17 protein-coding genes and 1 tRNA gene are annotated in these 25,255 nt (G+C 41.4%); 10 read left to right on the top strand and 8 right to left on the bottom strand.

The window, feature by feature from the left end; genetic code table 11:
* Positions 1 to 271: 271 nt before the first annotated feature.
* Together QTN47_RS07515 and susR are read right to left on the bottom strand one after the other, a co-directional pair.
* A complete protein-coding gene (locus QTN47_RS07515; protein ID WP_369328732.1) occupies positions 272 to 2,302 on the bottom strand; it encodes a glycoside hydrolase family 97 protein in 2,031 nt (676 codons plus the stop codon).
* Between the two features lie 621 nt (positions 2,303 to 2,923).
* Positions 2,924 to 4,549: a SusR family glycan utilization regulator gene (gene susR, locus QTN47_RS07510; RefSeq protein WP_369328731.1), complete on the bottom strand. Its 1,626-nt coding sequence runs from the start codon at positions 4,547 to 4,549 to the stop codon at positions 2,924 to 2,926.
* A 138-nt stretch (positions 4,550 to 4,687) separates the two neighbouring features.
* Here susR and QTN47_RS07505 point away from each other — a divergent pair.
* From QTN47_RS07505 to QTN47_RS07495, 3 genes are all read left to right on the top strand, one after another.
* Positions 4,688 to 4,771 (top strand) — tRNA-Leu (locus QTN47_RS07505).
* A gap of 724 nt (positions 4,772 to 5,495) precedes the next feature.
* Positions 5,496 to 7,694, top strand: a complete 2,199-nt coding sequence (locus QTN47_RS07500) for a B12-binding domain-containing radical SAM protein (RefSeq protein ID WP_369328730.1) — start codon at positions 5,496 to 5,498, stop codon at positions 7,692 to 7,694.
* A gap of 215 nt (positions 7,695 to 7,909) precedes the next feature.
* Positions 7,910 to 8,128 (top strand): hypothetical protein, encoded by a 219-nt coding sequence (locus tag QTN47_RS07495; RefSeq protein ID WP_369328729.1) that lies wholly within the window; start codon positions 7,910 to 7,912, stop codon positions 8,126 to 8,128.
* 244 nt (positions 8,129 to 8,372) lie between these two features.
* On the opposite strand, the gene QTN47_RS07490 is transcribed toward QTN47_RS07495, so the two are convergent.
* The 3 genes from QTN47_RS07490 to QTN47_RS07480 form a co-directional block, all read right to left on the bottom strand.
* Complete coding sequence (locus QTN47_RS07490; protein ID WP_369328728.1) at positions 8,373 to 9,056, bottom strand: type 1 glutamine amidotransferase; 684 nt, start codon at positions 9,054 to 9,056, stop codon at positions 8,373 to 8,375.
* Between the two features lie 278 nt (positions 9,057 to 9,334).
* Positions 9,335 to 9,652 (bottom strand): thioredoxin, encoded by a 318-nt coding sequence (trxA, locus tag QTN47_RS07485; RefSeq protein ID WP_369328727.1) that lies wholly within the window; start codon positions 9,650 to 9,652, stop codon positions 9,335 to 9,337.
* A gap of 134 nt (positions 9,653 to 9,786) precedes the next feature.
* Entirely contained in the window at positions 9,787 to 10,242 is a 456-nt protein-coding gene (locus QTN47_RS07480; protein ID WP_369328726.1) for a response regulator, read from the bottom strand.
* Between the two features lie 112 nt (positions 10,243 to 10,354).
* Here QTN47_RS07480 and QTN47_RS07475 point away from each other — a divergent pair, with 112 nt between their 5' ends.
* The 5 genes from QTN47_RS07475 to QTN47_RS07455 all read left to right on the top strand — a co-directional run bounded on the left by QTN47_RS07475 (position 10,355) and on the right by QTN47_RS07455 (position 16,238).
* On the top strand, positions 10,355 to 11,422 hold the full coding sequence (locus QTN47_RS07475) for a ThiF family adenylyltransferase (protein WP_369328725.1): 1,068 nt from the start codon (positions 10,355 to 10,357) through the stop codon (positions 11,420 to 11,422).
* 10 nt (positions 11,423 to 11,432) lie between these two features.
* Positions 11,433 to 12,194: a hypothetical protein gene (locus tag QTN47_RS07470; protein WP_369328724.1), complete on the top strand. Its 762-nt coding sequence runs from the start codon at positions 11,433 to 11,435 to the stop codon at positions 12,192 to 12,194.
* Positions 12,191 to 14,338, top strand: a complete 2,148-nt coding sequence (locus QTN47_RS07465; RefSeq protein WP_369328723.1) for a sensor histidine kinase — start codon at positions 12,191 to 12,193, stop codon at positions 14,336 to 14,338. The genes QTN47_RS07470 and QTN47_RS07465 overlap by 4 nt, the downstream gene beginning before the upstream one ends.
* A gap of 15 nt (positions 14,339 to 14,353) precedes the next feature.
* Positions 14,354 to 15,460, top strand: a complete 1,107-nt coding sequence (locus tag QTN47_RS07460; RefSeq protein WP_369328722.1) for a hybrid sensor histidine kinase/response regulator — start codon at positions 14,354 to 14,356, stop codon at positions 15,458 to 15,460.
* 166 nt (positions 15,461 to 15,626) lie between these two features.
* Complete coding sequence (locus QTN47_RS07455) at positions 15,627 to 16,238, top strand: DinB family protein (protein WP_369328721.1); 612 nt, start codon at positions 15,627 to 15,629, stop codon at positions 16,236 to 16,238.
* 514 nt (positions 16,239 to 16,752) lie between these two features.
* Here QTN47_RS07455 and QTN47_RS07450 read toward each other — a convergent pair.
* From QTN47_RS07450 to QTN47_RS07440, 3 genes are all read right to left on the bottom strand, one after another.
* Positions 16,753 to 18,006 carry an alkaline phosphatase family protein gene (locus tag QTN47_RS07450; protein ID WP_369328720.1) on the bottom strand — a complete coding sequence of 418 codons (1,254 nt, stop codon included), beginning with the start codon at positions 18,004 to 18,006 and terminating at the stop codon, positions 16,753 to 16,755.
* Positions 18,007 to 18,195: 189 nt separating this feature from the next.
* Positions 18,196 to 19,272 (bottom strand): oxidoreductase, encoded by a 1,077-nt coding sequence (locus QTN47_RS07445; protein ID WP_369328719.1) that lies wholly within the window; start codon positions 19,270 to 19,272, stop codon positions 18,196 to 18,198.
* 124 nt (positions 19,273 to 19,396) lie between these two features.
* The gene (locus tag QTN47_RS07440; RefSeq protein WP_369328718.1) at positions 19,397 to 22,315 is read right to left on the bottom strand and encodes a DEAD/DEAH box helicase; all 2,919 of its coding nucleotides are present in this window, start codon (positions 22,313 to 22,315) and stop codon (positions 19,397 to 19,399) included.
* 164 nt (positions 22,316 to 22,479) lie between these two features.
* On the opposite strand from QTN47_RS07440, the gene QTN47_RS07435 reads away from it, so the two are divergent.
* On the top strand, positions 22,480 to 23,577 hold the full coding sequence (locus QTN47_RS07435) for a vWA domain-containing protein (RefSeq protein WP_369328717.1): 1,098 nt from the start codon (positions 22,480 to 22,482) through the stop codon (positions 23,575 to 23,577).
* A gap of 90 nt (positions 23,578 to 23,667) precedes the next feature.
* On the top strand, positions 23,668 to 25,230 hold the full coding sequence (locus QTN47_RS07430) for a sigma 54-interacting transcriptional regulator (protein WP_369328716.1): 1,563 nt from the start codon (positions 23,668 to 23,670) through the stop codon (positions 25,228 to 25,230).
* Positions 25,231 to 25,255: the final 25 nt, after the last annotated feature.

The following is a 25,255-nucleotide window of genomic DNA, read 5'->3' as shown; positions in this document are numbered from 1 at the left end:
TAGTTTGAAATTCCGTCGGGATAATTTTTTTCGATGGATTTGCTCAAACTTTTCACCTGATTTAGAAGAATAGCTTACCCTCCAGCTGAGCTTTTGGCGATTCTTTTTCCGGACAGAAGCAGGATGCTCATATAGACCAGGTTAGGGAAAAACCTTTATTAGATAAACATGAGTTTTAACTTATAAGTCTGTTGGGCGATATTATCATCAAATAAAAAAGAACAAAGGCATCGCCCCTGTTCCTTGTCTTACCCATTATTACTGATTGAAATTATTTTCCATCAGGCGCCATAATACTTATGGCAGCACCGCCACCGGCAGCAAGCGGTATCGAGAGCACTGTTTCGCTTGTTACAGTTTGGCTGCTGATGGTGTACGCTTCCGGATTATTCTTCCAATCGGCATTTGGCGCGTCCGCATAAACTGTTGCAGTGTATTTTTTCCCTTTATCCAAAAAGGAAAGTGGTATAGTTGCCGTCCGTTTATTTTCATTTGTTATTGCACCTGCAAACCAGTTGTTTTTGTTCTTTTCCTTGCGTGCGATAGTGAGATATTCACCGGGCTCAGCATTTATAATTTTGGTGTCATCCCAATCAACCGGAACATCTTTTATAAAACGAAATGCATCCATATGCGTTTCATAATTCTCAATAAGATCGGCAGCCATTTGCAAAGGGCTGTATAACGTTACATACAAGGCCAGCTGTTTGGCAAGTGTTGAATGGACCTGTCTGCCGGGCACATTCGAGTATCCCTGTATCTTAAAAATGCCAGGCGTATAATCCATCGGGCCACCCATTAATCTTGTGAATGGCAATATAGTTTCATGCGATGGTGCATTACCAACGCTGAACCCGTTATATTCATTTCCTCTTGCAGCTTCTGAAGCCATCCAGTTAGGATAAGTACGCTGCAGGCCTGTTGGTCGCATAGGTTCATGCACATCTATCATCACCTGGTATTGCGCTCCTTTTTCAGCAACACGTGTGTAATGGTTGATCATCCACTGCCCGTCATGATGTTCACCGCGCGGTATGATCTTTCCTACATAACCTGTTTTTACAGAGTTGTAGCCATGCTCTTTCATAAAACGGAAGGCAGTATCCAATCTTCTTTCATAATTGGTGGCAGATCCCGATGTTTCGTTGTGCATGATAATGCTAACACCTTTTGATTTTGCATAGCTCATCACTTCATTAATGTCAAAATCCGGATAGGGAGTAACAAAATCAAACACATCTTCCTTCCATTTACCAAACCAGTCTTCCCAGCCGGTGTTCCAGCCTTCCACCAGCACACCCCGGATGCCATTTTTTGCTGCAAAATCAATATAACGTTTTACATTAGCCGTGGTTGCTCCGTGACGGTTATTCGGGATGGGGCGGCCCTGGGCATCAGTGCTGTCCGCAAAATCTGAATAGCTCCAGGTGCTTTTACCGATCTGCATTTCCCACCATACGCCTACGAATTTCATGGGTTTTATCCATGATGTGTTTTGAATTTTTGAGGGTTCGTTCAGGTTGAGAACAGTTTTGGATGCGAGGATGTCCGTTGCTTTGTCACTTATAATAATCGTCCTCCATGGCGTGCTGAAAGGTGCATGCAGGTAAGCTTTGTTGCCAACTGCATCCGGCACCAGGCTGGACGATAATGAATAAGTGGCTCTGTCAACATGCAACTGCATGGCGGGATAGTTCAGCAATGCCGCTTCATGTACATTAATGTACACCCCGTTAGCTGTTTTCATCATTAACGGAGTTTGCACGGCATAAGGGTCAGGAGCAACACGTACGGCAATGTCGGTCGATTTTTCTACCAGCTCTTTATTGTCTACTGCGCTTAGTTTGGAAAGCGTGTAAGAATATTCATTCGTGTCATAATCCCCGGGGATCCAAAATGTATTGTGATCGCCGGTCATGTTGAACTGTGTAAGTTCATTCTTTACCACAAAATAAGTGAGGTTGGCTTGCTTGGGAAAACGGTAACGGAAGCCCACACCATCTTCAAATACACGAAAAACAAGATCCAGCAGGAGAGAAGGATTGGCTTTTCTTCTTAGGTGGATTGTCATCTCGTTATAGTGGTTGCGGATATTTTTGGTTTCACCCCAAACAGGTTGCCAGGTTTGATCAAATGTCGCACGTTCTGTTCCCACCAGTTCAAAATCTCTGTAAAAAGCACTGTCCTCCTGCAGTACAAAGCCAAGGCGGGAAGGTTGTACAACCTGTTTGTCCTGGAAAAAAACTTCGTATTCCGGCCGTCCTTCTCCGTCAATTGAGAATAACAGTTTTATTTTGTTCATTTCAACTGTTTGCTTTTGCTGTCCCCCGCATATCAGAAACGCCGGAAGAAGCAGCAAGCAGATGATCGTTTGTTTAATGAACATATTCTTCTTTAGAATTTATTTTTGATACTTCACTGGCGTTTGTCGAATATTTTGCGAACCAATTCCGATTCCACAGGTGGAGTCTACCCGGCAAACTGGGCAACCCCTTTACCTGTGAGTCGGTCGGTTTTCGTATTTGTTGTCAGTGTTTGTAATTGGAATCGATGGGGTATTTGCTGTGGATCATCGGGGCCTTCATGTGAACTGAAAAAACAGCAGTCAACAACATAAAGCCATAACGGTTATTCATTTATGCAAGCATTTTTTCCGGGAAATGTTACTACAATTGTGTAGCCGGACAAATCCTCAGAAGCATCGTTCTCATTTACCAACCAAAAGAAAAGAATATAATCGCGAAGTGCAACTAATAAACGTGATGTATAATGAAAATCAGGTGATCGCGCGGATTTTATAATTCTACAATGTTGATATTCAAATAATTGTAGTTAGTTTAAAATAATTTATATATAATGCGAATTAAAGGATTTTTGACTATTATAGCTTTAAATAGTGTTTTTTTCAGTCCCCGTTCTGATCTTAAACCGTTCTGATTTTCATGATTCGCTTTTCAAATTCTTCGTTCGGAATGGTTGACTTGTTCTTGACTTTTGTCTTATAGGTATTAATGGTATGAACAGAATATTCCAAAATTTCTGCTATTTTGTCTGTATCGTGCACGCCCATCCGGATAAGTGCAAAAATCCGCAGATCAGTATTCAGTAATTCATTTTCTTTCAATCTGATCCAATCGTGTTCTGCAAACAAGGCATTGAATTCGGTCACAAAATTGGGGAACAGTTTCAGGAACACAGTGTCGAAGTTTTTCAATAGTTCCTCTTTTTCCTTTTTAAGGTTGATGTTATTAACTGCAGCGATAATATCATCTATTTTGCGGTAGGCTATTTTTTGTTCAAGGTTCTTTTTAAACTTTTCGATCCGGCTAAAGAAAGCTGAGTTGGTACCAAAAAAGTAACCGATATACTCTTCCTTTATTTTGTTGGAGTCTGATAATAATTGATTGAAATCTGACAGGCGCTGGTTGATTTCACGTTCTTTAAGATGCGCTTCAGAAATTGTTTTTTGCGCAATCTTCAATTTTTTGATCTGGCGAAAAATAACCACAGTAAGGCCAACCACGGCGATCAACAGAACTGTTACCAAAACAGCATATAATACAAGTTGCTGTTTTTGGCTTTCCACCAGGTTTAGCTTTTCCGACTCGATTAATGGCAGGATGGTGCTTACCTGAACCTTGCGCTGACGGGCGCCGTAAAACACTGCATCTGTAATAGCCTTGTTGATGCAAACGAAAGCATTTTTCACATCGCCTTTTTTATACAGCAGATTCGCAAGATTGAAGGCTGCTGAAGTTTCTTTCGTGGATGATTGTATATCGGCAATTGTTGCACGCACCAATAGGTTAATTGCTTTTTCTGTTTGGCCCTGTTGCACATAAATGTCGCTGAGCGTGGATGCAGTGATAGCCAGCTGGTGGGGTGTGAGTGTTTGCTGTGCCAGCAAATTCTGAAACAGCCGGATTGCATCATTTGAGTTACCCGATTTGAGATCTTTTAGTCCTTTAAAATAGTCAAACTGGTAACTACCTGGCTTCCAAAGAACCAAAGCAGAGTCAATATATTTTCCTGCGCTGCTATCATAAACAGGCGTATGTATTTTATCGTTGGCATAATCACCAAGGTCATAGTAATATCTCCCCATCACTGAGTAATACTCAGCCTTAATGCTATCGGACACGCCGGAAATGTCGATCCTGTTTAAAGCGTCCAGCGTTTCTTTGAACATGCCGGATGAAAGCAGACCGAAGCAAAGTTGAATGTCGGCCCTGACGCCGCGCGGATGATCGTTCATCAACACTGCCACGTCTTTCATTTTGTGGGCATACAGAAAAGCAGAGTCATAGTTGAATACTTTGTATTCTTCATACAGGTTATTGTAAACATCAAAGATCGCGTCGGAATGTTCGTTGTTGCTATTTCCTAATTGTTGTCGGAGGGTCGCAATTCTTTTGTTTTTTGTTGAATCGTAAACAGGCGCTTTTTGAATTGTCTCGGTCAGCTCAGCCAGCATTTTATTTGTTTCAGGGCCGGTACAACCTGGCAATACACAGGCAAGCAAGCAGAAAAAATACAGCAATTGTTTCATAACTCGGAAATAGGGAAAAATCTCTATATGACGTTTCGTTTGCACAATAATACGACAGATTGTTGTCGAATATTTTTTAGATATCTGTAATATTTATTTTGCGGAAATAAAGATTCCTCTATATTTGCAGCCCTGAATGCCCAGGTGGCGAAATTGGTAGACGCACTGTGTTCAGGTCGCAGCGTCCGCAAGGATGTGCTGGTTCGAATCCAGTCCTGGGCACTCAAAAAGAAGCCTTGTAATTTTGAATTGCAAGGCTTTTTTGTTTTGGCTTTTGCCACGAAGGCGCAAAGCCAGGAAGTTGCACAAAGTTTCTAGTTGACAAACGAAAACGGCTGTGTATTCCTGATGCTCCTTTGTATCTTCGGGTCTTTGTAGCAGAATAATAGACAATTGAAACTTCCTGCCCGGCTGAGTTCATTCAGGATAATTGAACATGTGGATTCTTTCAATTTAGGGCTAAACTCTTTGTGCCCCCTTTGCGCCTTCCCGCCTTCGTGGCAAAAAACTTAGCGTTTCGCTCTGTCGCCATGCCTCCGTGGTTAAATCCTTTGTGCTTCTTTGCAACTTCCTGCCTTCGTGGCAAAAAGCTTAGTGTTTCGCTCTGTCGCCATGCCTCCGTGGTTAAATCCTTTGTGCTTCTTTGCGACTTCCCGCCTTCGTGGCAAAAAGCTTAGTGTTTCGCCCTGTCGCCGTGCCTCCGTGGTTGAATCCTTTGTGCTTCTTTGCGCCTTCCCGCCGTCGTGGCAAAAAACTTAGTGTTTCGCTCTGTCGCCATGCCTCCGTGGTTAAATCCTTTGTGCCCCTTTGCGCCTTCCAGTCTTCGTGGCAAAAAGCTTAGTGTTTCGCCCTGTCGCTGTGCCTCCGTGGTTAAATCCTTTGTGCCGCTTTGCGCATTCAGGTCTTAGTGGTAGAATTACTATTTTTGCAGCTTAAACAGTTTCTTTTGAGCACTCCGGTTTTTCTTATAACACCACCTTTTACGCAGTTAAATACGCCTTATCCGGCGACAGCTTATCTGAAGGGATTTTTAAATACAAAGAATATCAGCTCTTTCCAGGCTGATCTGGGTATTGAAGTTACACTGGCGTTATTTTCCAGTCGGGGACTGGTCAGGGCGTTCAAAGAGGCTTCGACCAACAGTGCAGCGCATTCTGAAAACATCCAGCGAATTATCGCTCTTCAGGACGATTATATTCAAACCGTTGATGATGTAATTCTTTTTTTGCAGGGTAAGAATCCAACATTGGCTCATCTTATCTGCAAGAGAAATTTTCTTCCGGAGGCTTCGCGCTTTCAACAATTGGATGATTTGTCCCACGCTTTTGGTACAATGGGTACCCAGGATAAAGCCAAACACCTGGCAACGATGTACCTGGAAGATCTTTCTGATTTTATTACAGAATGCATTGATCCTCACTTTGGATTAAGCAGGTATGCAGAAAGACTTAGCCGTAGTGCCAACAGTTTTGATGAGTTGCATGATGCCTTACAAAAGGAATACACTTTTATCGATCAGTTAATGATCGATATCCTGGAACAGCATGTTGCAGATCTAAAGCCTTCGCTTGTAGCAATCTCGGTTCCGTTTCCCGGAAATCTTTATGCCGGGTTGCGTTGCGGTCAATGGATTAAACAGCATCATCCGCATACAAAAGTGGCAATGGGAGGAGGGTTTCCAAACACTGAGCTCCGTTCGTTGAGTGATGCCCGCGTATTTGAGTTTGTCGATTTTATTACATTGGATGATGGCGAGGCACCGATGGAAAACCTGGTATTGCACTTATCAGGACAAAAAGAGCAGCAGGAGCTGAAAAGAACATTTGTACTGAAGGATGGGGTAGTTACCTATATAGATAACAAATCATGCAGTGATTATAAACAAGGGCAGGTAGGAACGCCTGATTACAACGATTTTTGGCTGGACCGGTATGTGTCTGCAATCGAAGTCGTCAATCCCATGCATAGTTTGTGGAGCGATGGGCGTTGGAATAAACTTACCATGGCGCACGGTTGCTATTGGGGTAAGTGCACTTTCTGCGATATTTCCCTGGATTATATCAGGCTCTACGAGCCAATAACGGCGCAGTTGTTGTGTGATAGAATGGAGGAAATTATTGCACAAACCGGCCAGAACGGTTTTCACTTTGTGGATGAAGCAGCGCCGCCTGCTTTAATGCGTGCGCTTGCATTGGAGATAATCAGGAGAAAACTGAATGTGAGCTGGTGGACAAATATCCGGTTCGAGAAAAGTTTTACGCGTGATCTGTGCCAGTTGCTCAAAACATCCGGCTGTATTGCAGTTTCAGGTGGACTGGAAGTGGCGTCGGATCGCTTACTGCAATTAATACAAAAAGGCATCACCGTTGCCCAGGTGGCGAAGGTGAATAAGAACTTTACCGAGGCTGGCATTATGGTGCATGCATACCTGATGTATGGATTTCCCACGCAAACTGCGCAGGAAACAATTGATTCACTGGAAATGGTTCGTCAAATGTTTCAGGCGGGTGTGCTGCAGTCTGCTTTCTGGCATCAGTTCGCTATGACGGCGCACAGTCCGGTTGGTCTGGAGCCTGAAAAATTTGGCGTGAAGAGGGAATCCGATGCAATCGGCACATTTGCTAACAATGATGTGGTACATGTGGATCCAACAGGGGCGGATCACGACAGTTTTAGTTACGGGCTGAAGAAGTCGCTCCTTAATTATATGCACGGTGCATGTTTTGATTACCCGCTGCAAAAATGGTTTGAGTTTAAAGTACCCAAGACGAGTGTTGCACCGGATTATATAATTAAAGCATTGGAAGAACAGGAATATTTATCCGCAAAACCCACATCAAAAGTTGTATGGGTAGGGAAAGATCCGCAGGTAGAAAGTTTTACCAAATCGAAAAAAGGTAATCAGTGGGAGATGGCTTCACTTACTTTTCAAGGAAGACGGGAAATGCTGAATATTAAGGTTGACCAACAGCAAGGTTTGTGGTTGGCAGATATGCTTTCAAAGCTATCTGTCAATAATCTTAAAACTTACACGCTGCAGGAAGTAAAAGAAAACTATGAAGCTGCCGGTCTCGAAGATTTTGAGCTATTCTGGGATAATAAACCGGTGAATGGGCTGTATAAGATGGGGCTGTTGAGACTTTAGTAAGCTCAAAGCCTAAAGCCTAAAGCATTGAGTCGACAGACCTGGAACGTTTTCGGTTTATTGAAATTAAGGAAAGGATCAGGAGATGCAATATATTTATATAACGAATCACATCTTTAGAAGACTAAACCAGTTTTAAGCTTTAGGCTTTAAGCTCTAAGCTTTCTCTTTAAGGTTTAGGCTTTAAGCTTTGAGCTTCTTCAAAAATTTCCGCTATGAGCCAGGCATTTGTAAAAGAAAGTGAAGGAGAGTGGCTGCATGATATTACACCCACTTTGCCAGCATTGATCAATTATCTCACAAGAGAAAATAACGGTGTGCGGGTTTATGAACAAAAAATGATCACAGACAAATCCGGTCGTGAAGTGCATGTTATGAGTAACGGCCTTTCCTATGCAAAGGATAAAGAGGGAAAGTGGGAGATTGTGTGGTGAGGGCAGCTATCAGCTATCAGCAGTCAGCAATCAGCCTGGAATACAGTGCGTCAGGGATCAGGTAGGAGGTATGAGGCATAAGGAAATGTAAGATGTACGGTGTACGATGTAAAATGTAGCTATACAATGTTGGATGTGTGCAGTGTTTAATTTAACTGCTACACCGGAAAAGATCAGACATCAGAAAACCCGGCATTAGACATCGGCATACATCTTACATCGTACATCTAACATCGTACATTTTTCAGAACAGTTTCTGCAATATCGCACTTAAAAACGCATGGCAGGCTTCATAGTTTCCGGGTATTTGCGTTATTTCATTAACCTGCTGAATGTATCTTCCTTCAACGATTTCATCTTCTCCAAATTCAAACATGGTTGCGATATCTCTTGTAGTCATTTCAGGATGAAATTGCAGTCCCGCGATATTTTCTCCATAAGTAAAAAGCTGGTTGCTGCAGCCATCAGATGAAGCATGAAGTATCGCATCTTCCGGAATTTCGAATGTCTCGCCATGCCAGTGAAAAACCTTTAATTTATGTGGTGCAGGGGCATTCATCCATCTGCCGAGAGAAGATTCTATAGTTATATCGAACCAGCCGATTTCCGTGAACGTACTTTTTGAAATTGGTGCGCCAAGACAACTGGCAATAAGTTGGGCACCCAGGCAAATACCCAATATGTTCTTTCCGGCATCTATGCAATCTGTAAGAAACTTTTTTTCGGTACTTAGCCAGGCAAGATGATGCTCATCATTCACGCTCATCGGGCCTCCCATCAAAATAAGGCCGTCAATTGAATTGAGCGATGGAAAATCCTGGCTTTCCCAGACTTGTGTGGAACTAACGGTATGGCCCTTGTGTTGAAGCCATTCCTCTATAAAACCAAGTCCTTCAAAAGGTGCATGTTGAATGTAGTGGATATGCATGTTTAGTGGTGGTTGTGATAGTAAAAGTAAGCGATAGACACTATTGCAAGGAAGGCTTTTTTCAATTGAAAATTGAAAATTCCTGCCCGACTGACGTCATTCAGGCGGGGACAATTGAAAATGGGGGCAAACCAAATGTGTCCGGCGGGGAATGTAAACCTGCGTCCTCTGTGAAAACAACTCCATTACCTCTGTGGTTAAAAAGTGATTCAGTGGTAAAGTACATGCACAAAAAAAGGCTCCGTTTAACGGAGCCTGTAACTAACCCACTGAATATCTTACAGGTGAGCCTGAATTTTCTTCTCAAGCATTGACTTAGGAACAGCACCTATTTGTTTGTCAACTACCTGGCCACCTTTTATGAATAAAATGGCAGGAATAGATGTAATACCATAATTTAAACTCAGGTTTGGATTATGGTCAACATTTACTTTACCAACGTTTATCTTACCATCGTATTCTTTTGCTAAATCCTCGATAACCGGACCTATTGCACGGCAAGGTCCACACCACTCAGCCCAAAAATCCACTACTGTTAATTTATCGCTTTCAATCACTGTATTTTGAAAGTTGGCATCTGTTAATTCTAAAGCCATAATATGTTTGTTTTAATTATTAATTAGTGGTCAAAAATAACTCCAAATCGGTATATACTGATTAAATGACTTATCCACCTCCGTGAATATGACAAAAATATTACCTCTATGACAAGGCTGCAGTATAATAAAGGTTATGACAATAAATTTTGGCGGGCAAGAAATTCCAGCTTTTTATTAGCGTCCAGTAACTGGTCGGTAAGTTCAATATTTTCTTTTCGAAGCCTGTAAACTTCGTAGGCTTTTTCAACATAGTTACGGATGTCATCTTCGTTCCATGGTTTGGTCAGATACTTATATACCTGGCCACGGTTAATGGCATCAATCACTGCGTTAATATCAGTGTAGCCTGTGATGAGGATTCTGATAGGATCTGGATAGCGACTAATAATAGATTCAAAAAATTCTATACCTGTCATTTTGGGCATGCGTTGATCGCTCAAAATAACATGTATCTCCCCCTCAGCCTCTAATATTTTTCTCGCCTCTTCTGCAGATTCTGCAGTAAAAACGCGAAAAGTTCTTCTAAATGCTGCTTTGAATGCTATTAAATTATGCGGCTCATCATCAATATATAAAACTGTTATCATTCTGTCTGGAGCCTATTTTTTGAAAAGGATTTTTGAATGCTGGTTATATTTGTTCGCTAATTAATTATATCTTATTTTCACAAATATATATACCACAAAATTACTACTATCCGTGCAAATTTTACCAGTTTTTTACAGAAGAAGGAAAAGTAATGAAGATGAACAATATGAGCTGCTTTTACGGGAGAAACCTTACATTAAAATATTCGACGGCATCCGGTCTCAACTGAAAGAGTTTGTTAAAACTGCCAATCCCTCTCAAAAACTGTCACCCGGTGATATTGACCAACTGGTTAGCAACGAGCTTGCAGGACTAGAGGAAAAGGATTATGGCGTGTGGGTCTATTATCCCTGGTCTGAACGAATGGTTCATTTGCTGGACGAACAGGAATTTTCTATACTGAGAACAAATCGCAATAAATACAAAATAACGGATGAGGACAGGGAAAATCTTTCCGGCAAAAAGATAGGTGTAGTTGGAATGTCAGTAGGGCAATCGGTTGCACTTACGCTGGCGATGGAAAGGAGTTTTGGTGAACTGCGCATTGCAGACTTTGATACGCTTGATCTAAGCAACCTGAACAGGATACGCGCAGGCGTTCATAACATCGGGGAATTGAAGGTAAACATAGTAGCACGGGAAATAGCTGAAATAGATCCTTTTCTCAACGTAACGACATTTGAAGAAGGCTTAACGATCGACAATATTGAAGAGTTCTTTTTGAAAAATGGCAAGCTCGATGTGATAATTGATGAGTGCGACAGCCTTGAAATGAAAATATCTTTACGTTTCTTTGCACGAAAGCATGGTATTCCTGTAATTATGGATACCAGTGATCGTGGCATGCTGGATATAGAACGCTTTGATCTGCAACCAGACCGTGCCCTGTTCCATGGCAGAATTCCTGAAGAATCCCTAACTAACCTGGAGAATTTACAACCGCATGAAAGATTTCAGCTCACGGCTGCTATCGTTGGCGTAGAGCAAATATCTCAAGGGTTGAAAAAATCGCTGGGCGAAATTGGAAAAACAATTTCAACATGGCCTCAATTGGCTTCCTCTGTTTTGGCTGGCGGCGCTAACGCAGCCCACGTATGCAGGAAGATCAGTTTGGGAGAAGATGTTCCTTCAGGTAGGTTTTACATTGACGTGGATGATATCGTGACAAACAAACAGTAATATACAAGAAATGGTGCAGGACAAGGATAGCAGAATGACTGTAGATATCCGGATATTCAGAGCTGATGAAAATCCGGATGACACCATGAGGTATATTCAGGGGCACCGTAAAATCCTGGAAGCATACGGCGTTACACAGGTAACATCTGCCAGCCTTGACTGGATGAATGAACCTTATACTTTTATCGTAATGGTGGAGTCTGCAGAGCTTGGAAAAGTAATGGGTGGCGCCCGCATTCAAATTGCGAGTGGCCAGTTGCCGTTACCTATCGAGACTGCCATCGATGATCTTGATACATCTATTTTTGACTACGTAAAGGCTAAGATACCTGGCCGCACTGCCGAGTTCTGTGGATTGTGGAACTCCCGTGAGGTGGCAGGATTTGGCATTGGAAGTATTTTTCTTGGAAGAGTGGGAGTCGCAATTATTGAACAGTTAAGATTGGGAAGTTTGTTTGCATTTGCCTCACAAGCCACTTATAAAAACTGTATGCGTGTTGGTTTTCGCATCATAAAAAAACTTGGAATAAATGGTACTTTCTATTATCCAAAAGAAGATTTGCTTGCGACCGCGCTGATAATTGAAGATCCGGCAGATTTAGAAGGTGCAAATGAAGAAGACAGGGAAAGAATACTCGATATGAGAAACCGACCCGTTCAGACAGCCATTGAAAAAGGACCCAAAGGCGAAATCATTGTAAATTATGATTTGCGCGTAAATTCGGCAAGTGTACTTAACTTGCCGTTAGAATCCCATTTTGCTACAACATGAAGAAATTTGTCAGCTTAATTGTTTTACAGCTTTTCACCATACTTCTGCACGCAGCCCCCGATGCACTTTCTCTGAATGAGAAAAGCACGGTTTTGATCAATAGCCAACACATTTCTTTGTTTGAAGATAAAGCGGATACAGCCGGTTTTAACTATGTGATGAATTCCAATAATTGGACCCCGGTTGAAGGACGCGTTCCCAATAAAGGAATTTCAAACTCGGCTTTCTGGTTGAAATTTTCAGTAACCAATACTACTTCAAAATCGGAACTGATGATTTATGTGCATAATTCCCAGCTGAATTATGTAGATCTCTATTACCAGGACGATTCTATCACAAAAGCGATTCATTCCGGAAACCAGGTTTTGATAAGCAAACAAACCTATAACAACCAAAACCCTACATTCTTTGTAAAAGTGCCTAAAAACACTACCAAAACTTTTTATCTGAAAATAAAAAGTCATGGTCAAATAATCATACCTACCTATGTAGGTTCTCACGAAAATGTTCAGGCAGATCTTGGCCGGGATGACTTCCTTTTCGGCATCTACATCGGGATAATACTTGTAATGTTCTTCTACAACATATTTGTATACTTTACCGTAAGGGATATCAACTATCTCTACTATGTAATGTATATCTTTTGTGTGGGCCTTGCGCAATTCTGCATTTATGGTTACGGTTACCGTTTTGTATGGGGGGAGAACAATTACATCATCAGCCAGAGCCTTAACTGGTCCGGTGCCCTGTCCGGTATTTCAGTAGCTCTTTTCTTAAGGGTATTTTTGCAAACATCTCACAACATACCCGTTTTTGATAAGATATTGCAACTGTTTATTTTTTCTTACTGCATAAGTCTTGCACTTACGATGTTTGGTTTATATAACATCGGCTACATTATCATTGACGTAGTGGCTTTTGTTGGCTGTATCTCCATCTGGATTGCGGGCTTCAGACTTTCGTTAAAGGGCAACCGTGCGGCGAGGTTCTTTATAGTAGCCTGGTCTTTCTTCCTGCTTAGTGTAATTTTCTTTGTGTTAAAAGATCTGGATATAGTGCAATACAACCTTTTCACTAATTCGTTGTTGTTGATAGGTTCAGCACTTGAGGTAACCTTGCTGTCATTTGCATTGGCCGATAAGATCAACATCTTACAGAAAGAAAAAGAATTATCGCAGGCTGAAGCGCTTAGGGTATCGCAGGAGAATGAAGGTCTTGTGAGAGAGCAAAACGTTATCCTGGAAAGAAAAGTAGCAGAGCGAACAGACGAGTTACAAAACTCAAACAATCAGCTTAATAGTGCGCTTACGGAGTTGAAGGATGCACAAACGCAACTCGTTGAAGCGGAGAAGATGGCCTCTCTCGGTCAGCTTACTGCCGGTATTGCGCATGAAATTAACAATCCGATCAATTTTGTTAAATCGAATATCAAGCCGCTGCAACTGGATATAAATGATCTTTTCGATATAATTGACGAGTATAACAAGCTGCATGAAGTAAACGGCGATGATGTTAGACCCCATCTGAAGAAAATAAACAGCTTACAGCAACAGATCGACGTGCCTTTTGTGAAGAGTGAAATAAAAAGCCTTATAAAAGGAATAGAAGAAGGTGCGGATAGAACAGCTGAAATAGTTCGTGGTTTAAGAACTTTCAGCAGGCTTGATGAAAGCGAAATGAAGACAGTAAATGTGCATGAGGGTATTGACTCCACGCTGGTGTTGCTGAAAAATAGCACTCCCTACAACATTGCCATTAAAAAAGACTTTAAAGCCAACGGAGAGATTGATTGTTATCCCGGAAAGCTGAACCAGGTGTTTATGAACATTATCAACAACGGTATACAAGCTATCATGGCCAAAAAGCCGATGGGCGATAGTGAATGTATCACGATCAGCACGCGGGATACAGAGGATGAAAAAATACAGATCTCGATAAAAGATAGTGGTATAGGTATGACTGAAGAGGTGAAACAGAAAATTTATGAGCCGTTCTTTACAACAAAGGATGTTGGTGAAGGAACGGGGTTGGGAATGGCCATTGTGTTCAAAATAATTAACAACCATCATGGTAAAATAGACATTATATCCAGTCCGGGTAACGGGGCAGAATTTGTGTTAACTCTCCCTCATACCCTAACCTAAAAAACCAGTAACCGCATGAACAATTCCGAAAAAAAGATTAAAGTCCTGTATGTGGATGATGAAAGCAACAACCTGCTTGCTTTCCAGGCCAGTTTCAGAAGAATATTTGAAGTATATACGGCGAACTCCGCCGCTGACGGATTACGCATTTTAAATGATACGGATGTACATGTGGTGATATGCGACCAGCGGATGCCACAGTCTACCGGTGTTGAATTTTTTCAGATAGTTCGTAAAGCATTTCCGGGACCAATAAGGATGTTGCTTACAGGCTATACCGACGCAGAAGCAATTGTTGACGCGATTAACAAAGGTGAGATTTACAGGTACATTAAAAAGCCATGGGATGAACTGGAGTTAAAGAATGCGATACAGAATGCATATGAAATTTTTATCACACGCCGGCAATTGAAAGATAAGATCACCGAACTTGAAAAGACAAATGATGAGCTGAACAGGTTTGTTTACAGTACATCTCACGACCTTCGATCCCCGTTGGCTTCCATTATGGGCATTTTAAATCTCGCCCACATGGAAAACAGTGTGCAGGACCCTAACGGGTATCTTAATATGATTGAAACCTGTGTAAAGAGAATGGACGGGTTTATTCAGAAGATCATTGAGTACTATAAAAGTATACGTGTTGAAGATGAATATGAGGACATTGACTTTAAAGTTATGCTGAATGAAATAGTGGAGATCTGCAGCATGCAGAACCGCAACATTCAGTTTAATATTAATGTTGATCAGGAATCAAAGTTCAGGGGGGATGCTTTCAGGCTTTCAGTTATATTCAATAATCTTGTCTCGAATGCTGTTAAGTATCAAAAGGCAAGTGAAGATGTACAATGGGTAAGAATAGACGTAAAGGTTGATGAAAAGAAAGCCATCATTCTTATAGAGGATAACGGTATAGGCATTGTTGAACAGTACCTCAATAATATATTTAAAATGTTCTTCCGCAGTACCAACGATGTAACCGGGCTCGGCATTGGTTTGTATATCGTAAAAGAAGCGTTGGGAAGAATAGGCGGAGAAATTTCGGTGCATTCGGTTTATGGAGAAGGTACACAATTTAAGCTCGCTGTGCCCAATCATCCTTACGTTAAAATAGAAGAGTAGCAAACCCGTAGCCTGTAATAACCGTTTAACCTTCGTTAGTTTATTTCAACCTTAAACCGGGCGATAACCCAATTTTATTCTTCTGCCGTTTAATAATTACACTTGCAATTAGCAGGCTTTCTTCTTATTTTTCAACTGATTAATTAATTAACCTTCAACAATTTGTATGAGAAAGTTTGCATACGCCATTACCGCCTTGCTGATAATGTCTTTCACTGTTGTACCAAAAGTTTTAAACCGTCAGGAAGATCGAAAAATGCTTCTTGATTATATGGAGGAAACCAAGCAGTTTTTCCTTGACAATGTGAAAGACCTGAGTGACGCGCAACTTGACTTTAAAGCCGCTCCCGACAGGTGGAGCATCCGCCAATGTATGGAACATATCGCTCTGTCTGAACAGGCTATTCCGCAGTTTATAAAAAGCGGACTTCAACCTATGTCCGATTCAATGAATCACAACTTGATAAAGGTGACTGACGAACAGGTCATACAAATGATAACTGATCGTTCGCATAAAGCGCAAGCGCCTGATATGCTGAAGCCAACCGGTAAATTCCCGACTAAAATGGATGCTATCAATGCTTTCGTAAAACAGCGTGATGAGAACATTGACTTTGTAAAGAATTCGCAAACTAACCTGAGAGATATGTTTGTGAAAAATCCTGTATTAGGTGTTATTGATGAAGATCAGGCATACTTGTTTATGGCTGCACACACCAAACGCCACACATTGCAGATAGTGGAAGTGAAGAATACGACAGGTTTTCCGGCGAATTGATTTTATTAGTCAATAGTGAATGGTGAATAGTGAATAGTGAATGGTGAAAGATGTAACCTTTTAAATGATTGGGAACCGATCTAATGTTCCTGGTTAATCTTCAAAGTTGCTTTTTTGCTATTGACTATTTTTTTACCCGAGGGTTAATGTCCTACGGACAATAGCGATCTTGTATGTAAGGATTTCTATTGAACTTAAAGCCCTACGGGCTATGTTAAAGAATGTACTATCATCTCTTTTTAACTGTGATTGACCAAAACACTCGTCGACATCATGTGCCAATGACAGAATTTATAACAGCTATTTTTCCCGTAGGGAATTAAGCTCAATAGAAATGATCGGATCAGGACCCTCATAGCCCGTTAGGGCTTTAACCAAATAAAAGGGGGTAATGTCCTACGAATAATATGGGCTTTGGATGTTGGGGCCTCTGTTATACTTAAAGCCATACAGGCTATCTGGTAAATAGGGTAGAGCATAAAAAAAGATCGCCATTACGACGATCTTTTTTTATTTATTTGGCCAGTGTATTTTTCAGGACTTTAAAGTTGCCATCTATCTTATCCGTTATTTTAAGACCAAGAATATTCGCAATGAACGGATAAACATTTACATTCTCAAAAGAAGGGATGATTAGATGTTGCTTAAATGCAGGTCCCCACGCATAGAACGTAGCCTGCATTTGCGGCATATCATTGTCAAAACCATGATAGCCTGGCATTAATTTCTTCCTGTTCTTTATATTGAATATTTTAGGGAAAGCAGGTATCAGCACTATATCGCCAATCCTGTCATGCAGATCATCTTTTGAAGAATAGTGCCAGGCCTTGCGTGTTTCATCAGGCAGATACACAGCAAAATCTTTAGCCTGTTGCTTCAATGCCTCATAGGTTGGTTTTACATCATTTTTATCTTTTGCATACAAATGCAGTATTACGTCACCATTAGGTACAACGAATTTGGTGGTATCAATGGCCGGCGGAAGAGGAATACTGTTTACTGTGTCAATCTCCACCATGCCATGATCTGATAAAAAGATATAGTTGATGGGTAATTGCAGAGAATCCAGCGTGCGCACCATCTTGCCAATTGCGTTGTCAACAAACTGCACCGCATCTAACGCTTCTTTACTTTCGATGCCATGCAGATGCTCCTCATGATCTACTTCCGGAAGATAAAACGTAATTAAGTGCGGACGTTTTTCTTCAGGCAATGTAAGCCAGTTTTTTACAACATTTATACGCGTATCAATATCGATATCTGTATTATACAGGTAATAATAGGTAGGTCTCACGCCTTGCACGGCTGTTTCTGAGCCAACCCAGTAAAAGCTGGCGGAGATCATATGCTGTTTTTCTGCCAATACCCAAAGTGGCGTTCCTCCATAAAAGGAACTATCCGCAACCGCTTTGCGATTGCCGATGGAATAAGTGATATCTTTTTTCTTATCGTAAAAAGTATTATCAACCAGTCCGTGGTGTGAAGGATACAAACCTGTTGCTATCGTATAATGATTGGGAAAAGTAAGCGATGGAAATGATGGTTTCATAGATGCTGCGGCAATACCATTGCTCCTTAACCGCTTTAGATTTTCAGCATTGTATTTATCTGCAAGATCATACCTGAAGCCATCTGCTGAAATAAGAATGACATAAGGTTTTTTTTGTTGCTCTACACTGTTGCTTCTATCCGCTATAATCTTTTGTGTAGTATCAGATTGTGCAAACAGGATGGAAGGAAGAAGGAGTAGTATTAGTAGTACTTTCATACGTTATACGTTATAAGTTGTACGTCGTAAGTTTTACGTTGTACGTTCATTGAAGCGAGGAAGAAGTTATACGTTATAAGTTTTACGTTGTACGTTCATCAAAGCGAATGATATGTGCGTCACAACAATTTAGCTAAAACAAATCCTTCTCCATAAAAAACGTACAACGTATCACGTATAACTTACAACTCATGACGTGTAGCTTACATCCAGCAAGCCTTCACATGCTACCGTAGCTTTTTTGTGACTGCTTTCAAATGCCTGCTCAATTACTTTAATGGTATTGTAACCATGTTCGGGTTTTTCCAGTACAGGTTTGTGATGTGCGATAGACTGGTAGAGATTTTCGTAATAGAGACCATAATCACCTCTTTTTGATGGATATTTTTCCTTGATGATCTTGCCATCAATCTCTGTGTGCAATAAACCGAAGATGTCTTCAGATTCTTCGCCCCAGTTTTTTCCTGTTGGCAATTCACCGGCTCTTAGCAAAGCTTCCTGTGGATCCTCTCCGTACTTTATGAAAGAGCCGTTGTAACCATGTATCATATAGCGAGGGCCAGGTTCCCTTACAAGCATACCGCCTTTTAATGTAACACGTAAATAGCCGTAGTCCAGGCGCACGTCAAAGTAGTCGTCCACCTTGGCGTGTGGGCGCTGCATGCGGATATCAGCGGTAACCATTTGAGGTAGTCCGAAAAGATACAATGTCTGGTCAATTAAATGAGCTCCCAAATCATAGAAGATTCCACTTCCGGCCATTTTTTGTTCTCTCCAGGCGTTGGGGCGGGCTTCAGCTCTATACCTGTCGTAGTGTGCTTCATAGTCGTGCACTTCGCCAAGCAGTTTCTTGTCAAGTATTTCCTTTATTGTAAGAAAATCGGAAACATATCGCCTGTTCTGGTAAACACTTAAAACCTTACCTGCTTGTTTTGCCGCATTGGCCAGTTGCAATGCTTCTTCACTTGTGTTGGTAAAAGGTTTCTCCACTACCACGTGTTTGCCTGCCTGCAATGCCTGAAGGCTATAGGGGAAGTGTGTTTCATTGGGTGTGGTTATCACAACGAGGTCAACATCCTTCATAGCCACCAGTTCGCTAAAACTTCGTACAATGGTTGCATTAGGCAGCAATGTCTTTGAATCGGACCTGTGCCTTTCTAAAACTGCTGTTATTTCGTAATGTGAGGAATTGATCAGGAAAGGAACATGGAATGTTTTGGCCGAGATACCATAGCCAACAACACCAACTTTAATTTTCTTGCTCATGGGTTCAAAAATAAAGCGTAAAAAGTCAAAATTCAAAACTATTAGCAGTCAGCTATTAGCTTTCTGCTGTCAGCTTTGGCCCATCTCCATTTGGGATGATGTTAAGTTAAGGTTACCATATCAATTAACTGAAAAGGAAGTCGATGTCTTCTGCACTCAGTGACTTTACAAAACCGGCATCTTCGCTGATAAGATCGTCGGACAGGCTTTTCTTCTTCTGTTGAAGCGCCAGTATCTTTTCTTCTACTGAATCCTTACAGATCATTTTGTAAGCAAACACTTTTTGTTGCTGTCCTATGCGATGTGTCCTGTCTATCGCCTGTTGCTCCGCTGCCGGGTTCCACCATGGGTCGACAAGGTACACATAGTCGGCTGCCGTTAGTGTAAGACCTACGCCACCTGCTTTAAGACTGATCAAAAATATTTTTTCATGATCGGTGGTTTGAAAACGTTCAACAAGCTGCTGCCGTTCATCTGCTTTGGTGCTTCCGTCAAGATAGAGATAAGGAATATTCTTTTCCTGCATCTTTTCCGAAATCAATTTAAGCATACCTGTGAACTGGGAAAACACAAGTACCTTATGATCTCCCGTATTCTCTTCAATCTCAGAAAGCAGCTCCTGTATCTTAACTGATTCTTTTGAACCTGAATCGCTGTCTTTTATTAATTGCGGTGCGTTACACGCCTGGCGCAGCTTTGTAAGACCATCAAGAATGAAAACTGCATTGGCGCCAAGTCCGCCGCCTTCTTCAATTTTGCCGAGCAGGTTTTCACGGTAGTACTGCTTCAGATTATCATAGATCTTCCGTTGTTCTTCACCCATTTCGCACCAGAGGATAATTTCGGTTTTTGCAGGAAGATCTTTCGCCACCTGTTCTTTCGTTCTTCTTAATAAGAAAGGAAAGATGATCTTACGGAGCTGGCTTGACTTTTCTTTGTTGGCCTGTTTATCAATCGGGTTGGCAAATTCTGTCTTGAAAAATTCTTTACCACCAAGTAAACCAGGATTGATGAAATTCATTTGGGTGTACAGATCGAACGTATTGTTTTGAACTGGTGTACCACTGATAATAATGCGGTTCCTTGACTGCAATTGCAGAACAGCTTTTGCCATTAATGATGCCGGATTTTTAATGACGTGACTTTCGTCGCAAACAATATAGCCAAAAGAAAGTGACGACAGCTTCTCAATATCGCTTCGCATCGTTCCGTAGCTTGTAATGATCACTTTGTGTTTGGTAAAGTCATCTTCATTAAACGTTCTGTTGGCTCCATGGTAAATGTAATAGTCAAGACCCGGCGCAAATTTCTTCAGCTCATTTTCCCAGTTATAGATCAAAGAAGTGGGGCAAATAACAAGATGCGTTTCACTCGCATACTTGTTACACAAATATTGAAGAAAAGATATGGTTTGAAGTGTTTTACCCAAACCCATATCATCCGCAAGGCAGCCGCCCCATTGCATTTCGTCCAGCAGGCACATCCATTCAAAACCCGCTTTTTGGTAGTCTCGCAGCGATGCGTTTATTTCCTGCGGAACAGCGAAAATGTTGTGCTTGTTCTCTTGCAGATGGTGCCATTTTTTTCGATACTCTTCAACAAAATTTTTGGTTTTGCCTTTGCTGGTGATGTTTGCATCTTCTACAAGCGACAAGTGAAATTTGGAAAGCCTGATACTGTTTTTTTCAATTTTCCCAAATTTCAGCAGGTAACCGTATTGGGTTATCCACTCGTCGGGAATGGCACCAAGAGAACCGTCCTTAAGAAGGAGAAAAGTCTGTTTGTTAACGATCGCTTTTTGCAGGTCTGCCAGCGTAACGGACTGGTCACCGTAAGAGATTTCGATCTTAAGATCAAACCAGTCAATTCCGTTGCCACTTTGTTCAATGGAGAAAACCGGCGTATTGGTGTTATACCTGAAATGCTTCAGATCACTCATGCCCAATACCGCATAGTCTTTATCAGCCATTTTGCGATATGCTTTTACAAACCATTGGCTTTTTTCAGCTTCGCTAAAGGGTAGGTAGAAATAATCGTTCTGCTGTTTTTCAAACCTTGGATGCAGCGATTTTATAAATGCGGTAATTTCTTTTTCAGCATTCCGGTCCCGTCTTATTTCGTAAATAGCGTCACTGGTTGTTTGGGTAACAGTATCCGCCTTGTCGTTATCAATTTCAAATTCTCCGTACTGCCACTTTGGTGTTAACATTAGAAAACTGCCATTAAGCTCTCCCAGGTGAATGCGGGCTTTTGGCTGTTCTTCAATTATCCGTTTATCAAAAAGCACACTCTGGTTAACAGCATATTCTTCCGTTAAAGGCAATACCTGGTGTTTAATGAAATCGTCTTCTCCGCCTGGCTGGGCATCTCTGTAGCCATCGGGAAATTTATCCAGCATTTCGGCGTCTTTCGTCGATAGCGTAAAAAATTCATTTTTACTTTGCAGCAAAAAAGCCCTTCTTTTAAAATCTGTTACCGGGTAAACTTCTTCGTTGATTGTTATCAGCGGTACCAGGCGCAGCATATTGCTGTTAGTTTTTATCAGCTCAAAAGAAAGTTCAGGTTTAAAATTGCTAAACGATGCGGGCTTTATTGCCGAAGTGGTTAACAGTAATTCGTCTACTGACTGATGGAACCATTTAAGCAATAAATTGAATGGTTTTATATAAGCGAAAGCATTGCGTAAATAAGCATTTACACCTCTCACAACGCTCGGCTCCGCCGGATCAACAGTAAAGAAATCATCCATTAGCTGACTGGTTTTGAGCTGGATGTTTTCCCTGGTAAAACCCGAAAGTATTCTCCTTAACTCCGTTGGGAGATTTTTATAATGCCGCAATGAGTTACTGGTAAGCGGTAGGGATTTGATTTCCCTGTGACCATTCACCTCATTAACCAGGACGCAGGCTATTTTAAACGGCTGGTCCCTTGGTCCGGTAAAATCTATCAACAAGCCGGCCTCAGTATTGTCCTTTTTCTTTCCCTTCGACTCTACCGGTAATATAATAGTTTTTTTAATCTGATCTTTTTGTCCGTTACTCATAAACCCAGGCTATTTAAGGCGGCAATGTTAAGAATTTCTAATTTGAAATTTGAGATTTGAAATTTCAAATCGGCATTCAAATCTCAAATCAAACTGACGTTCAGCCTTTGTTAACTCAAAAAAAACACGCATTTTTTCTTGGAGTTTTTACGTAGCTTACAGTTATGATTGGAAACAGATTTGTGAAGTTTGATCCCAATGCCAATGGTAAAAGCCGCTTTGAACAATTGCTCGATCTCTTTATGCAATTGCTAACCTACACAAACGGCGATGTTAGCGAAGCTTTACAGTGGATGAATGAACTGGATAAAAAGTACCAGCTAACAGATGATGAATACGGCATGGGCGATTTTATAGATGACCTGAGAGAAAATGGTTATATAAGAGATGATAACCAAACCGGTCAAATAGTAATAACTCCTAAAAGCGAACAGGGCATTCGCAAAAAAAGTCTCGAAGAAATTTTTGGTAAGCTTAAGAAAACGAAGCAGGGCGATCACAACACGTTCAAACCTGGTCAGGGTGAAGAAATCAGTCCCGATCACCGTCCGTTCCAGTTTGGCGATATGCTGGAACAGATAGACTTCACCGAAAGCATACGTAATGCGCAGATCAACCATGGCGTGGAAAGCTTCAATATGCAGGAAGATGATTTGCAGATCCGCGAAACGGATTTTAAAGCGCAAACATCGACTGTGCTGATGATTGACATTTCACACTCGATGATCTTGTACGGTGAGGACAGGATAACGCCGGCGAAGAAAGTAGCCATGGCGCTGAGTGAACTGATCACAACAAAGTATCCTAAAGACACGCTCGATATTGTAGTATTTGGTAACGACGCCTGGCCTGTTGAAATTAAAGATCTGCCTTACTTACAGGTTGGCCCGTATCATACAAATACGGTCGCCGGGCTTGAATTAGCAATGGACATTTTGCGGCGCAGAAAAAATCCGAACAAGCAGATCTTTATGATAACGGATGGTAAACCTACCTGTCTGAAAATAGGAAAGCGCTACTATAAAAATAGCTTTGGCCTGGACAGAAAGATCACTGCCCGCTGCTTAAACCTGGCTGCACAATGTAAAAAGTTAAAAATACCCATCACTACATTTATGATTGCCAGTGATCCATACCTGCAGCGCTTTGTTACAGAGTTCACTGAAACTAACAATGGTAAAGCGTTTTTTGCAAGCCTGGATAAACTTGGCACATTTATATTTAAAGATTTTGAAAGTGGAAAACGCAAGACGGTTTATTAAAGCAAAGTTTTAAACCGTGGCATAAAAGAGAAGCCGGTGACAAATTGCCGGCACTGAATGCATTATACTCGAACTTATAAGATTTGAAACATGAATGAAACTAGTAAGGTATCCATTTGGGAGAAGATTAAAACATTAGGTGAACTAAAGAAAAGCGGGTATACACCTATATCGGTTAAAGATGAAATACGCAATAACCTTATTGAAAAAATCCGGAACAAGGAAAATACGTTTACAGGAATATTAGGTTATGAAGATTCTGTAATTCCTGATACGGAAAGAGCACTACTAAGCAGGCACAACATTCTTTTTCTTGGTTTGCGCGGGCAGGCAAAGACGCGTATGGCCAGGCAAATGGTGGATCTTCTGAACGAATATATTCCCATTGTTGCCGGAAGTGAGGTGAATGATGATCCGTTAAAGCCAATGAGCAAATATGCCAGGGATCTTATTGCGCAATATGGAGATGAAACTCCTATTTCATGGGTGCATCGCGGTGAACGCTATGGTGAAAAACTGGCGACGCCCGATGTGAGTGTTGCCGATCTTATCGGCGATATTGATCCTATTAAAGCAGCCAATCTTAAGTTGAGCTTTGCTGACGAAAAAGTGATTCACTACGGCATCATTCCACGAAGCAACAGGGGCATATTCGTGATCAACGAAATTCCTGATCTGCAGGCACGCATCCAGGTGTCTTTGTTTAATATTCTGGAGGAAGGTGATATCCAGATCCGCGGTTTTAAACTGCGGATGCCGTTGGATATTCTTTTTGTGTTCACTGCCAACCCTGAAGATTATACCAACAGGGGAAGCATTGTAACGCCGTTAAAAGACAGGATTCAAAGCCAGATCCTGACACACTATCCCAAGACAATAGAAACATCACTTGCCATCACCGAACAGGAAGCTGATGTACTGGAAGAGCAGATAGCAAAAGTTGACATCAGCGATCTTGTAAAACGATTGATTGAACAGGTTGCGTTTGAAGCCCGTTCCAATGAATATGTTGACAAAAAAAGTGGTGTTAGTGCAAGGCTTACCATTTCTGCTTTTGAAAATGCGATCAGCAGTGCAGAGAGACGTGCTATAATTCATAACGAAAAACGTACACAGGTTTGGATCAGTGATCTAAGTGGAATTATTCCTTCTATAACCGGTAAGATTGAACTGGTATATGAAGGTGAACAGGAAGGACCTTACCAGGTGGCAGTGAATCTGTTGGATAAAGCAGTAAGAACACAGTTCTCTACTTATTTTCCCAATCCGGAAGGGATGAAGAAGAGACGTAATACTGGCAAGGCTTCGCAGCAGGAAAGAGATGATGATCCGTACAAAGCAATCACGCGTTGGTTTGATGCTGGCAATCATCTTGATCTGTTCCTCGATATGAAGGACGCCGAAAAGGTCCAGGCCCTTTACAAAGTGGATGGACTGTATGGACTTATCAAAAAATATTTTCCGCACGCAAATGAAAAAGAAAGTGCCTTGCTAATGGAATTTGTATTGCACGGACTGGCTGCGCACTCACTCATCAGTAAAAAAGTTATTGAAGGCAAGATTGAATTTAAAGACCTCATCGGCAGCATGATGAACCTCGGCCAGATGAATTTTAATGAGGATGATGATTTGAGCGAAGACGATTTTAGGTAGCTGTGTTTAGCTATTGGCTATTAGC

Origin of the sequence: Danxiaibacter flavus, from assembly GCF_041060425.1 — a bacterium.
Classification (GTDB): Bacteria; Bacteroidota; Bacteroidia; order Chitinophagales; family Chitinophagaceae; genus Danxiaibacter; species Danxiaibacter flavus.
Note: the sequence above shows the minus strand (reverse complement) of the source record. Positions and strands in the feature narration are given on the sequence as shown.